A 13,907-nucleotide genomic window follows, 5' to 3' on the forward strand; every position below is an offset into this window, starting at 1 on the left:
CAGACCCTGCAATCAACCAACAACAAGGCCGAGCCATGACCGCAACCACCCATGTGATCGACCATCCGCTGGTGCAGCACAAACTGAGCGTGCTGCGCATGAAGGAGACCTCAACCTCCAAGTTCCGCGAGATTCTGCGCGAGACGTCGCTGCTGCTCGGCTACGAGGTCACCCGCGACCTGCGACTGACCACCGTGCGCATCAATACCCCCCTGCAGTCCATGGACGCGCCCATGCTGGACGGCAAGAAGCTGTGCTTCGTGTCGATCCTGCGTGCGGGCGAGGGGCTGCTGGAGGGCATGCTCGATCTGGTGCCATCGGCGCGGGTCGGGCACGTGGGCCTGTACCGTGATCCGAAGACCCTGGAAGCGGTGGAGTATTACTTCAAGATGCCCTCGCATCTGGACGAGCGCGAGGTGATCGTGGTGGACCCGATGCTCGCCACCGGCCACTCCGCCGTCGCCGCGATCACGGGCCTGAAGCAGGCCGGTGCAAAGCACATCCGGTTCGTCTGCCTGCTGGCAGCGCCGGAGGGCATTGCGGTGCTCCACGAGACCCACCCGGACGTGGACATCTACACCGCCGCCGTGGATGAGGGGCTGAACGAAAAGGCCTACATCGTCCCCGGTCTGGGCGATGCGGGCGATCGCATCTACGGCACCAAGTGAGGCGCCCGGCGGATAACGCCTAAAGCCACCGCCGGACCCGCCGGCGGTAGTCCCGGAACGCGTCGCCGAAGTGCTGCTCCAGTGCCGCTTCTTCCGGCCGGATCTGGAAGTGGTTGATGTAGAGCACGAACACCGGCAATAGCGCGAGCGTCAGCGGGTTGCCCAGGTACACGGCCCACGCCGCCAGCAGGACAAGGTCCGCAAGATAGATGGGGTTGCGGCTCCAGGCGAATGGCCCCGTGTTCACCAGGTGGCTGCTGTCCGCGGGGCGCATGGGGTTGATGGTGGTGCGGTGGCGGTGAAGGGCCCAGGCGGCCGCCACGGCGAGGGCGATGCCGGCGGTGGCCATGCCCATGGCCAGCCAGCCCATGCCGGGCAAGCTCAGCGTGAGCGCCGGGGTCCAGCGTGCCACAAGCCACATGGCGGCGCCGACGAGCACCATGACCACGGGCGGCGGAATGCGCGCGTCCATCAGTGAGCCTCCTTCGGTTTGCGTGCCACCAGTGTGACCACCAGCCCCAGCACCAGCGATGCCCCGCCGATGATGAACACCGGCGGGTAGCTGCCCACGTAGCCGAACACCGCCGCCAGGGCGTAGCCGCCCACGGCCTGGGCCAGGGCGAACGACGTGGTAGCCCAGCCCCAGGCGCGGCGGTGCTCCTCCAGCGGCACCAGTTGCGACAGGTAGCCGGAGGTCATCGACACCAGCCCCGGCACCATGGCGCCGACCACAAACGAGCAGAGAGAGGCCAGCCACAGGGTGTCGGCGACACTGGAGCCGAGCACCGCGGCCGCCATGAACGCCACCGATAGCAGCAGCGCACTGTACCAGCCCAGACGTGCGGCCACCCAGCCGGCGAGAAACGGCCCGGCGATGGCGCCCAGGGCGAAGATACTCCACTGCACCGAGGCGAAGCCCATGCCCAGGTCCTGCTCGCGGGCGAGAAAATCCACCCAGAACAGCGTATGGGGCACGTAGCCCACGGACTGCAGCCCGTAGCCCACCACCACCAGCATCACCGCCAGGGGCAGTGCGGCGCTTGCCGATGACGCGGCCTGGGTGGCCTGCGCCGGAGATGCGCCGGCGGCCGTGCTCACGCCGCGCCACGCGCCCCAGGTGGCCGCCGTGAGCAGAAGGCACAGCACCCCCAGCGAGACCCACGCCCAGCTGATCGAGACCGTGGTCAGCCAGGGCACCACGTTGGCGGAGAAGAGAATGCCCACGCCCACGCCGCTGAACACGATGGCTCCCGCCAGCGGCCGTTTCGACGGCGGCGTGGTGGTCAGCACCGTGGAGGCGGCCACCACCATCAACACGCCGCCCGCCCAGCCGGAGATGAACCGCCAGATGAAAAACCACGCGAAGGGCGCCGCCCAACTCAGCACCAGAAAGCTCACGGCGATCAGCAGCAGCCCCAGGCGGATGGCCGCCGCGGCACCGACCCGGCCGGCGAAACGGGACGCGGTGAGTGCGCCGAGCAGGTAACCCAGCAGGTTGGCGGCGCCCAGATACCCCGCCGCGGCGGCGGTGAACCAGTCGGCATCCACCATGCCCGGCACCAGCGGCGGATAGCCGAAGCGTGCCAGCCCCAGTCCCACAAGAATGGCCACCGAGCCGGCCAGGACCCGGTCCATGCGCATCTGCTCTGTCGTCATTGTTGTTCTCAGCCGTCGATGTCCTGCAGGTACTGGTGCAGCCGGGCGCCCGAGACCTCGCCCATGTGCGCGTCCACGAGCTGGCCCTGGCTGTTGAAGAACAGCGTCACCGGCATGCCGTGGGCGCCGAAGTGATCCGCGACCCGGCTGGCCTGATCCAGCACTACGTTCTCCAGGCCCAGGCCTTCCTCGTCCAGATAGGCGGCCACGTCGTCCGGCGACTCACCCTGGTTGGCAAACACGAAGTGGATGTCGTCTCGCTGGGACTGGGCCGACTCCAGCACCGGCATCTCCCGGCGGCAGGGCGGGCACCAGGTAGCCCAGAGGTTCACCACCACCGGCTTGCCGGTGAAGCTGTTCAGCGCCAGTGGCTGGTCGTCCAGATCGTAGACCACGATATCCGGAATGGGGTGCTCGGACGTGTCGCTGAACTGCGCCGCGCCCAGATTGAGGCCGAACCACAGCACCGCGCCGGTGAGCAGCGGCGCCAGCAGGTGGCGCTGCGGTGCCCGGCGCCATACGCCCAGCAGCACGGCGGCCACCAGGGCTATTGCGATGCCTGCGGCGGCCGAGTAGCCCTCCTGCCACAGGTAGAGCATCTCCACGGGCGCATCGCGGTAGTAGCTCCAGTGCTGCACCACGTAAACGGCGCGGCCGCCCAGAAAGCCTGCCACCACGGCGGCCGTCAGCGGCGCGGTCAGGGCCACGTCACGGCGCCGCTCCCACCAGGAGGCAACCACGAACGCGGCGACAACGGAGAGGATCAGGAACAGACGCGGCAGCGAGATGACCAGTGGCCCAAGTGTGACGGATTCCATTGCGACCTTCGATTCTGCGGGAATGGGATACCGACCGCACTATACAGTACCCGCTGCAATCGGGACTGCTTCACAGTCTCGCTATTCCGCGGTCCCCGGCGGCCGGGGGGCGTGCTAGCGTCGATCGGCAATGCAGGGCAACAAGTAAAAAAGGTGCGTGTATGTCGATTGTGAGTCAGGTGCTTGGGCTGTTGAAGAAGAATTCCAACGTTGCACGGCAGGCGGCGCGCCAGGTGGACAGAGCGCGCCGTTCCACGGCCGGCGTGACGGCGAAAGAGGCGCTGGAGCGCAGCGTGTCTGCGGTGACCACGTCGCAGACGGCGCGGGCGCTGTCGCAGCTGAACCTGAAATGGTCCGACGCCAGCCGCTATCACGACCGCGGCGATGGCCGCGTGCTGAACAACGAGCAGCACGGGCTCACGGAGGAGTTCGTGGACCTGTACCTGAGCTGGGAACCGCAGGATATCGGCTTCGTGCGCTACCACGTGGTGGTGGGCTGGAAGGGGTGGCCGGACCGCGTCATCGACCCGGCCGACGACCTCTTCAATCCGGACTACCTGGACGCCCTCTGGGAGAACGAGCTCAACACCGTGCGCCGGGTGCCGTTTGAGGCCGGCGACGTGCCGGATCGCTGCGTGCGGTTTCCCGCCAGCGAGGAGCGCAACGCCTTCGCCCATGTCAAACTCATCGGTGAGGCCGCCGACGGCGCGCTGCACGACATCCGTGGCGTGGTGTTCGCCAGCGAGGGCAAGCGCGCACGGGAGGAGCACCTCCCCGCAGTGGACGCCCATGCCATGCCGGACATCACTGTGCCCGGCGGCCCCGAAAAGAACGCCCGCGAGGAAGCCCTGACCGCCTGAGGGTACCCGTGCGGTGGACCTCGTTCCGGTAGACCTGAAGGTCTACCCTACGGACTGACGGTGCCCGTAGGGTGGACCTCGTTCCGGTAGACCTGAAGGTCTACCCTACGGCCTGAGGGTACCCGTGCGGTGGACCTCGTTCTGGTAGACCTGAAGGTCTACCCTACGGACTGACGGTGCCCGTAGGGTGGACCTTCAGGTCCACCGGAAAGGCCTCGATACGCACGCAGGGCGAAGGCGTAGACGTAGGGTGGACCTTCAGGTCCACCAAAGAAAATCGGAGACCCCTGTCCGTGCCCCCAGCGCGACAACAACGCGGCACCGCGGCAATGACGGCACTCCTGGCCGCATTGGGCGCCGCCGCGCCCGGCACCGAGGCCCGACCACCCCAACCGCCCGCCGCGGCTGCGGAGGCCGCCGCGCCGGCGTTCAGCCCCGTGGTGGCCGCCGGCGTTGGTGCTATCGCCGGAGTGGCGCTGCTCACCCTGGCCCGTAGCGGCAGCAGCGGCGGCGCCGGCTCCGGTCTGCCGAGCCAGTCCTGCACTGCCGACGACCGGGAGCCGGACGCCCTTACGCCCGGCGCCATCGAGCCCGCTCCGTCCGGGCAGGATTTCAACAGCACACGGCCCGCGCCGCGGCCGACCAGCGCGTGGCTGTGCGCGCCCCGGCACGACCCCGAAGACTTCCGCACGGCGGTGTACACCGATCACCCGCACCTGGAGCGCATCGGCCTGGCCGAGGCCTACCAGTGGGGCTATTTCGGCGAAGAGGTGACCATTGGCGTGGTGGACTCGCTGCCGGAGGCGTCCCATACGGCGTTTCGCAACCGCATCCAGGTGGAGTCCATTGTTGGCGGGTCCGACGACGAGAGTCACGGTACCGAAGTGGCGGGCGTGGCGGCGGCCAATCCGGTGGATCACGATCAGACCCGCCCGGTGCATGGTGTGGCGCCTCAGGCAAAGGTCTTCGGTGTGGGCGTGGTCGATGAGGCGGACACGATCTCCCAGAACGCCCTGCGGAGTGGCGTGGAGCGCATGGTCGCGCGTGATGTGCCGATCATCAATGTCTCGCTGGGTCTGACCGGACAGCAGGCTCTGGTCGGTCGCGACTCGGTTTCGCCCTCTTTGCAGCGCGCCATGGAGTCCGCCTATGGCGCGGTGCTCGGCGAGGACAGTGTCATCGTGCACGCAGCCGGCAACAGCGGCCTGGAGGGCCTGGCCGCCGACGCCGGCCTGCCCGCACTGAACGACGACTTCGAGTCGCATTTCCTCACGGTCACCGCCGTGGATCGTGACGGCCGGATCAGCGGTTTCTCCAACCGCTGCGACGGCCACGCCTGGTGCCTGGCGGCGCCGGGGGAGGGGGTGCGTACCACCACGCTGGACGACGGCAGTGCCACGGTCAGCGGCACGTCGTTCTCCGCGCCCATGGCGGCCGGCGCCATGGCGGTGACCATGAGCCGGTTCCCCGGGCTGACGGCCCGGGAGGCGCGGGTGCGGCTGCTGGAATCCGCCGACAGTACCGGGCGCTACGGTGACGAGAGCGTTTATGGCCGCGGGCTGCTGGATCTGGCGGCGGCGCTGGAGCCTATCGGCGGGCTGGCGCTGCAGACCGGCGGCACCCTCTATGAAGAGGAGGTGGCGCTGGAGCATTCGGCCATGACCAGCAGCCAGGCGTGGGGCGGGGCCGTTGCGGCCGGCCTGGGGCAGGTGCGCACTCTGGCCTTCGACCGCTACGGCGGCGGCTTCGAAGTGGCCCTGGACGCCGGCGTGCGCGAGCAGCCGTACCGTCACGATCTGGACGGCTGGATGCGGCGGCATCTGCAGCGGCCGCCAACACCGGCGGCCGCGTCCGGTGTCCGCCTCAATGCCCGCCCGCCCGCGATGGATGCGGCGACCGCAGGGCTGCCTGCCGGACCAGAGGGGCTGGCCCTGGATGCCCTGGCGGATCACGGCGTCTACTATGGGCTGGTGCACGATCGCATCGACCTGACCGTGGGCTATGCCAGCCACGACCCGGACGGGGCGCTGACCGCGGCCGCACCGCGCACCCAGGGTCTCTGGGCCGACAGCGTCGTTCGCGGCCCCGTGCTGGGGCTGTCGGCCCCGGTGTCGGCGGCGCACCCGCACGGTCCACGGCTGGGGCTCCACTGGGCGCGGCTGGACGAGCGCGACGGCGCCCTGGGGTTGCGCGGGGCCGGCGGGCTCGCCGTGGACGACAGCCGCCACCGGGTGCTCGGCGGCGAGCTGCTGCTGCCCGCCGGCGCAGCCACGGCGCATTTCACCTACGAGCGCGTGGAGGTGGACGTGGGCCGCGCCGGCGTTGTCGCCCTGGACGACGTCACCGCCCACGGCTGGGGCGCGGCGCTGACCCTGCCCGGGGTCACGGCCACGGACACCGTGCAGTTCGGCTTCCAGCGGCCCGTGCACGTGGACGGCGGCAGGCTGTCGCTGCGCTCGGTCATCGGCCGGGATGCGGACGGTGCGCTGAGTTACGCCACCGACACCGCGACGCTCGCGTCACCCCGGAATCCCGCCCGCTGGCACGCGACATACACCCGCCCATTGACCGGCAGCGCAGTGCAGGGACGGCTCGCGGTGGGATACCAGCACGACCGCCTCGGCACCGGGGCGCGGGTGGATGCGGTGAGTGCGGGGGTAGTTCTGGAGTGGTGATCGGGGTTCGCACGACATGCACGACATGGTGGACCTGAAGGTCCACCCTACGGATGCCGCAAGCCCGGAGCCGTAGGGTGGACGTTCACGTCCACCGTCGAAACTCACAACCCCTCAAACCACAGCCTCTGATACACCTTCCCCGGGCTGCGCTCCACCACCAGCTCCCCCGTGCGCGGGTCGAACAGGTAGCGCAGGTAACAGGCGAGCTTCGGTGCCGACAGCACGGCCTGGCGGAAGATCACGGTGTTGATGCCGCCCCGGTGGCGGGCGGAGGGGGCCAGCAGGCCGGGGTGGCCCTCGTGGCTGATGCGCCGGCCCAGCGCCTGGGTGTAGCCGTAGTCGTGATCGTGCACCAGCTCCGGGTGTCGCTCGCCCGCGTCGCTCAGGTCGATGAGCAGGGCGCGGCAATGCACGGTGTACACCGCCCGCTCCCGCACCACCACCTCGTTGACGCCTTCCACCGCCAGCTCGTGGCGCGCCATGTGGTAGCCCGTCTCGGCGATGGTGGTGTCCTTGTCCAGGGAGGCGTACCACACGGGAAAGGTGCCGTCGCTGTAGCGGCTCTGGTGCCACGGTTCGGTGCGGAAGGGGTACTCCACGGCCGTGGCGTAGAGAAACGCGCGGGAGAGCTGGTCCGGCGGGGCCAGCTCGCCCTTCACCTGCGCTTCCAGCGCCGCGGCCGTATAGCTCAGCCCGGCGTCGCCGTCGGTGAGGTCGTCGAACAGATCCTGGCTGGTGCGCAGGCCCACCACGTTACGGCTCACCCGACGGTCGAAGTCGGTGATGCGCGTGAGCAGCTCGTCCATCACTGGCTGCGCAGCTGATCCAGGAAGCGGGCCACCCGGGCGATGCCGATCAGCCCCTGCTCGCGCATGATGTCGATGGGGGCGACGTTGTTCAGCAGGTCGTTGCGCCGGTGCACCCAGCTGTAGCGCAGCTCCGGGTTCTCCGGGTAGAGCAGGCGCAGCGCCTTGTGGATGGCGAGCAGATAGGCCACGCGGTCGCGGGCGTCGCGGCCCTTGGGCAGCCCGGTCTTGCCGCTGGCGAAGTCCGCCAGTTTGCTGCGGCTGTTGGGGCTGAGACCGAGCAGTTCCAGCTTGGTGCGGGAGTCGAGCTGCCAGTGATCGAACAGCCGCATGATCACCCGCGCGAGGTCGCGCCGGGTGTCCGGGCTCTCGTAGGCGACCGGTGGCAGCTCCTGTGCGGCGTTCTCCATGGCGGCTCCGTGTGCATATTTAGCCATTTGCTGACTATAAATATACACTTCAAAGCCGTTGTGTCCAGTGAGCCGGTTACGCTTCCCGGGGCTTGTGTTCCACCACGGTCCACACGGCTGCGTCGTCCACCACCTCGGCGGTCTTGCGCAGCAGCAGGACGGTCATGTCGTCGTTCTGCGCCGCCTGGAAGGTGCGGATTTCGTCGAGAATGGTGGTGGTGGCGTTGTCCGGCGGCGTCTTGGCGTAGCGGGCGAACAGCCGCTCCAGACGGCCGTCGCCGAACATCTCGCCCGAATCCGACGACGCCTCGGTGAGCCCGTCGGTGTAGAGCATGATCACGTCGTTCTCAGTGATGGGCACGCGCGTGGTCTCGACGAAGCCGTCCAGGTTGTCGACGATGCCGAGCCACGTGCCGGATGTGGGCTGCACCGTTACCGATCCGCTGTCGGCCTTGTGGATGAGGATGTCCTGATGGTGGCCGGCGAACTCGATGTGATCGTCGCCCAGCCGCAGGATGGTCATGGTCATGTAGTGGTGCGAGCCCAGACGCCCGACGTTCTCGCGCAGGGCGCTGTTGATGGTCTTGAGGGCCTCGGCGGGCGGACAGTCCGGGTTGGCCTTGAGCACGGTCATCAGGCTGGTCTGCGCCATCATCATGATCAGGCCGGCGCTCAGCCCGTGACCGGCCACGTCGCCGATGGCCACGTAGCGCCCGCCGGTCGCGGTGGTGATCACGTCGTAGTAGTCGCCGCCCACTTCCTTGGCGGGCTGCATGGTGGCGGCGATCTCGTAGCCGGGCACGTCCAGCCGGCGGGGCAGCAGGGTGAGCTGGATGTCCCGCGCCAGCTCCATCTCGCTCCACAGGGAGTCGCGCGCTTCCTTGAGTTTCACCAGCAGGGCGAATTCGTTGGCGATGAGCCGGTAGCGCAGCTCGGTGATGGCCACGGCGATGATGGCGGCACCGAGCAGGAAGAACATGTTGTTCACCAGCGAGGCCTGATCGTAGGGCTGCGGCCAGATCAGGTTGAAGGCCACGTACATCAGGATGATGATGCCGGCGTTGATGGCCGTGTGCTTGCCGCGCCACGGCAGCACCAGGCTGACGCCGATCATCACCAGGATGAGGCCCACGTAGTAGCTGGAGTCGAAGCCGCCCAGGTAGACCGTCATCATGGCGATGACCGCGCCCACCTGCGTGGAGGCGAAGTAGCCGTGCAGGTACGAGAACCGGCTCGGGGGCGTGTTGATGATGATCAGGAACTGCCCCAGGGCCAGCGCGGTGGAGATGCCACGGTAGATGGCGAACCGCGCCAGGTTGTCCCCGGGGAGGATGATGGTGTCCAGCAGAAAGAAAATGGGCACCAGGCAGAAGACCAGGGCGGTGACCGTTCGCAGCCAGTCGTGGACCAGGCCGATCTGGTAGGTGCCGAAGTCGTTGGTGTTGATTGCCGCTGTGACGTCGGTCTTGTCGTTATGGTTTGTGAAAATCAAGTAGTCGCCTTCCGTATTCGCAGAAGCATCTGCACGCCGGTGTCGTCGTATTCAATCCAGGCCGTCGCGTCGCCGAAGTCCTCGGTCAGGGCCAGGAAGTCCTCCTCCGTGCGGTAGTACAGCGGCCAGTCCAGCCAGTAATCCATGTACCGCCGGGTCGGGTTGGTGACATGGAAGTTGCCGATGGCCATTTCTCCCCCGGGCAACAGTAGCGCATGGAGCTTGCTCAGCACAGCCTTGGCAACCGGGGGGGTGAGGTAGTCGAACAGGCCCATGGAGTAGATGAAATGGAATTCGCCCCAGCGCTCGCGCAGGGCGCGGGTGGCAAGCAGTGTGCGCACAGACTCCTGGATGTAGTTCACCTTGACCGGTGTCTGCAGACGCTTCTCCACGGCACCGAGCGCGGCGGCCGCCTCGCCCAGGGCGAGGTCGTCCTGATCCAGCAGGGAGTATTCCACCTGCTGACAGCGCTCGCGGCTGTTCAGCAGATCGTGCAGTTCCAGGGCCGGCCCGCACGCCACGGACAGCAGCCGCATCCGGTTGTCGGCGCTGGCGCCCATGCGGTCGGCGAAGTCGCCGGCCATGGCGGCCACCAGCGGGCGCCGGTTGCGCACGGCCTGGGCGGCGGCCGATGACACCGGATGGTGGTGCAGCAGCTTGCCGAAGGTGCTGTCGCCCTCGTAGGTGTTGCGATAGCACATCTGCATCATCTCGGAGTCGCCGATGTAGCCGCGCGGCTTGAGGTTGGTGCGCGCCATGAACGGCGCGGTCAGCAGTTCGCCCCAGAGCTGCTTGCGCAGGTAGTAGCCGTGCTGGCTGTGCTGCTCGCCTTCGAAGTTGTCGATGATGCGTTCCATGTCCGCCACGTGGGCGTTCAGGCAGTCGATGAACTCCTGCCCGGTATTCCGGATCAGGCCCTGCTGGATGACCTCGCGCACGGGCTCCGGCTCGCCGGCGTACTCGGCATCAAGCCGGTCGAACAGCTCCTTGTAGACGCTGATGTCGTAGGCCACGTCGCCGACAAAGGTCCGGAACGCCGGGTCGATGTTGTTGCGGTACTGCAGGATGAGCGGCAGGTTGCGGGCCGCCAGGTCGAGAACGTCCGCGCGGGACTGCTGAAACAGCTTTTCGAAGTCGTGAATGGACGCCATGGGGACCAGCCGGTAGTGCCCGTCCGGCGCGTCGGCGTCTTCCAGCACCTGGCAGGGGCCCAGGGCGATGGTGTGGGCGTCGGTCTCGAAGGTGAGGCTGTCGAAGGCGCCAGTCGCCGGGTGGGGTGGTTCGTCCCGGTAGGCGAGCCAGAGGGAGTAGCGCGAGGCGCACTGAAGGTCGACGGCTGTGGTCTGCCCGCCGCGCTTGATGGCGCCTTCGGCGTGGTTTGCAGGGGCTGCAGCCGTTACCGGAGCCGCCGTGTCCGTGGCGTTGTGGTCGACGTCATTGTGTTCGCTCATCATGATCCGCACCCGTGATTGAGATTCGTCCGTCCTGTGTCTGGAAGATCGTCAGTGCCGAAAACGACACGTCCTGCCATTTCTGCTCGCTACTGTAGATGATGGTGACCGGCGTCTCCCCCATACGGGCCTTCTCCAGCACCTTGATGATCGGCGCAAAGGAGGAGGAATTCATGTATGACAGCCCGCGGAAGTCCAGCACCAGGCGCAGACCCTGTTGATCGGCCTGACCCATGGCGTCCAGTACCACGGGCAGCAGTGAGTCGTTGGCATTGCGCACAATGCTCTTGCCCTGGAAATGCAGCGTCAGCGCCGTCGCCGTGCTCGACTCCTGAATGCTCAGGGCGCCCTCGCTGAGTCGTTCGATACTCGTCATTCGCTTGCTCCGCAGTGTGTCGTTGCGTTCGTCTCTCACCGGCTCCTGGACAGAGCGGAGACGTTGAGGGTGTCGTCATCGAGCACGAAGTCCACGTCGGAATGCCCTTCATACATGATGCGGATCAGGCCCAGGCAGCTGCGCGCGTTGGCAATGGGTTCGCGCGAGAGTTCGCGGATGCGCTCCAGGTAGGCCTGATAGGGGTCCTGCACGCCACGGATCCATTGCAGGGTCTGGTCCAGCTCCCGGAGATGCCCGTGGGCTTCACTGCGAACCTTGTTCTTCACCTGTACGCAGACCGACTTGTCCCGCACTTTCACGTTCAGGCAGATGGGCTGGCTGCTGTCGCCGTACTTGATGCTGTTCTCGGCCAGTTCGCAGATCACCATGGTGTAGGTGTCCACTTCGGCGTGCGCCATGCCGGTGTCGGTGAGGAACGTCATGGCCTGCTGGTTGAGCTGTTCCACTTCCTGCCAGTCGGGGCGCAGGGTGAGATCCAGTTCATGCGTCATGGGGCGGCTCGCTGTCCGTGGCGTGTGGGGCCCGCAGGCGCGGGGTGGGCAGGTAGGTCCTGTTGGTGATCATGTCCGGGATCCGGTCGGCGGGCACGGGTCGGCCGCAGTAGTAGCCCTGGATGCAGGGGGAGCCGTTGGTGAGCAGGAAATCCAGTTGCTCCCGGGTCTCGACTCCCTCAGCGATCACGTCCAGGTCCATGGATTTCGCCATGGAGACCACCGCGGAGACGATGGCGGCCGAGCCGATGTCGTCGGGCAGGCCGTCGACGAAGGCCTTGTCGATCTTGATGCGGTCCACCGGGAGCTTGGTGATGTAGGCCAGGGATGCGTACTTGGTGCCGAAGTCGTCGATGGAGACCGTCACGCCGAGGTCGCGCAGCCGCTCCAGCTTGGCCACGACCTCGTCTTCGCCCTCGATGTACATGGTCTCGCTCAGTTCGAGATCGAGCCTGGACGGCGGGAAGCCGGTCTGCTCCAGAATGCCCTCGACCATGGGTACGAACTGTTCGTGACGGAGCTGACGCACCGCGACGTTGACGCTCATGGCGCCGGTGTCGATGCCGTCTGCCAGCCATTGCGCACCCTGGCTGCAGGCGTTTCGCAGGAGCTGTTCACCGAGCTGATGAATGAGTCCGGATTCCTCTGCCAGAGGGATGAAGTCGCTGGGCGGTATGAAGCCGTCGGTTGTTGTCTGCCATCGCGCCAGCGCCTCCATGCCCAGGACGGTGCCCTGTTCCACGTCCACCAGCACCTGATAATGCAGGGTGATCCCGTTTCCCTCAAGGGCCCGGCGCAGACGCGACTGCCAGGTGAGGCGGGTACCGATGCGGTCGCCGCCGTCCCGGGAGACGAACCGATAGCCGTTCTTGCCGTCCGATTTGACGCCGTACATGGCGTTGTCCAGGTCGCGCAGCAGGGCCTCGGTTTCGATGCCCCGGCAGTCGCTGTGAACGCCGATACTGGCGGTGAGAAAGAACTCCTGGCCTTCCAGCACCACCGGTTCGGCGATGCGGCCAAGCAGCTTCTCGGCGATCTGGGCGGTGCAGTCGGGGCCTTTCAGGCCGCGCAGGAGGACGAGGAACTCGTCGCCACCCATGCGGGCGATGGTGTCGGTGCCACGCAGGCAGTTCTCCAGCCGGCTGGCGACGATGCGCAGCATCTCGTCGCCGGCGCCGTGACCGAGCTGATCGTTCACCAGCTTGAAGCCGTCCAGGTCCACCAGCATCACGCCGAAGCGTTCGCTGGCTTCGGCGTCCCTCACCTCGGCCAGCCGGTCATGGAACAGCCGCCGGTTGGGCAGGCCGGTGAGGGTGTCGTAGTGGGCCATCTCGAACAGCTGTTCCTCGGCCTCTTTCTGGCCGGTGATGTCCGAGAGAATGCCGGTGTACTGGGCGACGCGACCGCCATGGTCGTGGACGGCAACCACCGAGAGCCATTCGGCGTAGGCGCTGCCGTTCTTGCGGCGGCCCCAGACCTCGCCCTGCCACTTGCCGTTCTGGCACAGGGCGCTCCAGATCTGCTCGACCAGCTCGGGGTCGGTCTGTCGGGTATTGATGAAGGCGGCCGGCTCACCCAGCGTCTCCTCCGGGCTGTATCCGGTGATGCGGGCGTAGGCGGGGTTCATGTCGATGACGCGCATGTCCTCATCCATGATGAGGATGCCTTCCGAGGCGTGTTCGAAGACCTGCGCGTTGAGGGCGATCTTCTCTGCGTCATGGGTGCGCGAGGTGACGTCCACGCCGAAGACATGAACCATGTTGTCGTCGGGCGCCGGCACGAACAGCAGCTGGGTGCTCACCAGGCCGCAAACAAGTGTGCTCTCACGGGTTTCGCCGGTCGCCACGGCGGCGTTGAGAATGGACAGCCACAATGCGGGGAGGTGGTTGCCAGGGGTGATGCCGAGTTCCTGGAGCACGAGCCAGCTCCCGGCGTTGGCGTCCAGCAATTCGCCGTCGACGCCGAAAGCCATGACCGGGCAGGGGTTCGCACTGGATGCGCGTACAAGGGTGGTCGGCCGACGGGTGTCGGACTGTACGCGGTGCTGTCTGCCCATTGTGTTCCGTCCGCATGCTCGAGTCGCTCGTCCGCTGGCGAGCGAATCCATGCGCCCGCAGCAGGGGCAGAACACCCCTGTCCGCGGAGAACGGTATCACTGCCGGGAAGGCCGGCCAATGGTC

At 67.2% G+C, this 13,907-nt stretch carries 13 protein-coding genes; 3 read left to right on the forward strand and 10 right to left on the reverse strand.

Features of this window, described 5'->3' with window-relative positions; genetic code table 11:
• Positions 1-35: 35 nt before the first annotated feature.
• Positions 36-668: a uracil phosphoribosyltransferase gene (gene upp, locus ACNSTU_RS00085; RefSeq protein ID WP_290638106.1), complete on the forward strand. Its 633-nt coding sequence runs from the start codon at positions 36-38 to the stop codon at positions 666-668.
• A 19-nt stretch (positions 669-687) separates the two neighbouring features.
• Here upp and ACNSTU_RS00090 read toward each other — a convergent pair whose 3' ends face one another.
• Genes ACNSTU_RS00090 through ACNSTU_RS00100 form a run of 3 tightly spaced genes read right to left on the reverse strand, consistent with a single transcriptional unit; the run spans position 688 to position 3,142 of the window.
• Positions 688-1,140 (reverse strand): methyltransferase family protein, encoded by a 453-nt coding sequence (locus ACNSTU_RS00090; protein ID WP_290638104.1) that lies wholly within the window; start codon positions 1,138-1,140, stop codon positions 688-690.
• Entirely contained in the window at positions 1,140-2,324 is a 1,185-nt protein-coding gene (locus tag ACNSTU_RS00095; protein ID WP_418211958.1) for a YbfB/YjiJ family MFS transporter, read from the reverse strand. The genes ACNSTU_RS00090 and ACNSTU_RS00095 overlap by 1 nt, the downstream gene beginning before the upstream one ends.
• Before the next feature lie 8 nt (positions 2,325-2,332).
• Positions 2,333-3,142 carry a prolipoprotein diacylglyceryl transferase family protein gene (locus ACNSTU_RS00100; RefSeq protein ID WP_418211959.1) on the reverse strand — a complete coding sequence of 270 codons (810 nt, stop codon included), beginning with the start codon at positions 3,140-3,142 and terminating at the stop codon, positions 2,333-2,335.
• Between the two features lie 161 nt (positions 3,143-3,303).
• On the opposite strand from ACNSTU_RS00100, the gene ACNSTU_RS00105 reads away from it, so the two are divergent.
• Complete coding sequence (locus ACNSTU_RS00105; RefSeq protein WP_290636958.1) at positions 3,304-4,002, forward strand: hypothetical protein; 699 nt, start codon at positions 3,304-3,306, stop codon at positions 4,000-4,002.
• Between the two features lie 329 nt (positions 4,003-4,331).
• Positions 4,332-6,677, forward strand: coding sequence for a S8 family peptidase (locus ACNSTU_RS00110; protein ID WP_418211960.1), 2,346 nt, complete (start codon positions 4,332-4,334; stop codon positions 6,675-6,677).
• A gap of 104 nt (positions 6,678-6,781) precedes the next feature.
• Here the strand turns inward: ACNSTU_RS00110 and ACNSTU_RS00115 are convergent, their stop codons facing one another.
• From ACNSTU_RS00115 to ACNSTU_RS00145, 7 genes are all read right to left on the reverse strand, one after another.
• Positions 6,782-7,486 (reverse strand): RES family NAD+ phosphorylase, encoded by a 705-nt coding sequence (locus tag ACNSTU_RS00115; RefSeq protein ID WP_290635809.1) that lies wholly within the window; start codon positions 7,484-7,486, stop codon positions 6,782-6,784.
• Positions 7,486-7,896 carry an antitoxin Xre/MbcA/ParS toxin-binding domain-containing protein gene (locus tag ACNSTU_RS00120; RefSeq protein WP_290635811.1) on the reverse strand — a complete coding sequence of 137 codons (411 nt, stop codon included), beginning with the start codon at positions 7,894-7,896 and terminating at the stop codon, positions 7,486-7,488. The genes ACNSTU_RS00115 and ACNSTU_RS00120 overlap by 1 nt, the downstream gene beginning before the upstream one ends.
• A 76-nt stretch (positions 7,897-7,972) precedes the next feature.
• Positions 7,973-9,388: a PP2C family protein-serine/threonine phosphatase gene (locus ACNSTU_RS00125; protein WP_290635813.1), complete on the reverse strand. Its 1,416-nt coding sequence runs from the start codon at positions 9,386-9,388 to the stop codon at positions 7,973-7,975.
• Positions 9,385-10,842, reverse strand: a complete 1,458-nt coding sequence (locus ACNSTU_RS00130) for a class I SAM-dependent methyltransferase (protein ID WP_418211961.1) — start codon at positions 10,840-10,842, stop codon at positions 9,385-9,387. The genes ACNSTU_RS00125 and ACNSTU_RS00130 overlap by 4 nt, the downstream gene beginning before the upstream one ends.
• On the reverse strand, positions 10,823-11,215 hold the full coding sequence (locus ACNSTU_RS00135) for a hypothetical protein (protein WP_290635817.1): 393 nt from the start codon (positions 11,213-11,215) through the stop codon (positions 10,823-10,825). Before ACNSTU_RS00135 ends, ACNSTU_RS00130 begins: the two co-directional genes overlap by 20 nt.
• A gap of 35 nt (positions 11,216-11,250) precedes the next feature.
• Positions 11,251-11,727 (reverse strand): hypothetical protein, encoded by a 477-nt coding sequence (locus ACNSTU_RS00140; protein ID WP_290635819.1) that lies wholly within the window; start codon positions 11,725-11,727, stop codon positions 11,251-11,253.
• Complete coding sequence (locus ACNSTU_RS00145) at positions 11,717-13,783, reverse strand: putative bifunctional diguanylate cyclase/phosphodiesterase (RefSeq protein WP_418211962.1); 2,067 nt, start codon at positions 13,781-13,783, stop codon at positions 11,717-11,719. The genes ACNSTU_RS00140 and ACNSTU_RS00145 overlap by 11 nt, the downstream gene beginning before the upstream one ends.
• Positions 13,784-13,907 lie beyond the last annotated feature (124 nt).

Origin of the sequence: Aquisalimonas sp. APHAB1-3, assembly GCF_048323695.1 — a bacterium.
In the GTDB taxonomy this organism is placed as follows: Bacteria; Pseudomonadota; Gammaproteobacteria; order Nitrococcales; family Aquisalimonadaceae; genus Aquisalimonas.

Coding starts and splice junctions, on each gene's coding strand:
- upp (WP_290638106.1), top strand. CDS start 36: ATGACCGCAACCACCCATGTGATCGACCATCCGCTGGTGCAGCACAAA.
- ACNSTU_RS00090 (WP_290638104.1), bottom strand. CDS start 1,140: ATGGACGCGCGCATTCCGCCGCCCGTGGTCATGGTGCTCGTCGGCGCC.
- ACNSTU_RS00095 (WP_418211958.1), bottom strand. CDS start 2,324: ATGACGACAGAGCAGATGCGCATGGACCGGGTCCTGGCCGGCTCGGTG.
- ACNSTU_RS00100 (WP_418211959.1), bottom strand. CDS start 3,142: ATGGAATCCGTCACACTTGGGCCACTGGTCATCTCGCTGCCGCGTCTG.
- ACNSTU_RS00105 (WP_290636958.1), top strand. CDS start 3,304: ATGTCGATTGTGAGTCAGGTGCTTGGGCTGTTGAAGAAGAATTCCAAC.
- ACNSTU_RS00110 (WP_418211960.1), top strand. CDS start 4,332: ATGACGGCACTCCTGGCCGCATTGGGCGCCGCCGCGCCCGGCACCGAG.
- ACNSTU_RS00115 (WP_290635809.1), bottom strand. CDS start 7,486: ATGGACGAGCTGCTCACGCGCATCACCGACTTCGACCGTCGGGTGAGC.
- ACNSTU_RS00120 (WP_290635811.1), bottom strand. CDS start 7,896: ATGGAGAACGCCGCACAGGAGCTGCCACCGGTCGCCTACGAGAGCCCG.
- ACNSTU_RS00130 (WP_418211961.1), bottom strand. CDS start 10,842: ATGATGAGCGAACACAATGACGTCGACCACAACGCCACGGACACGGCG.
- ACNSTU_RS00135 (WP_290635817.1), bottom strand. CDS start 11,215: ATGACGAGTATCGAACGACTCAGCGAGGGCGCCCTGAGCATTCAGGAG.
- ACNSTU_RS00140 (WP_290635819.1), bottom strand. CDS start 11,727: ATGACGCATGAACTGGATCTCACCCTGCGCCCCGACTGGCAGGAAGTG.
- ACNSTU_RS00145 (WP_418211962.1), bottom strand. CDS start 13,783: ATGGGCAGACAGCACCGCGTACAGTCCGACACCCGTCGGCCGACCACC.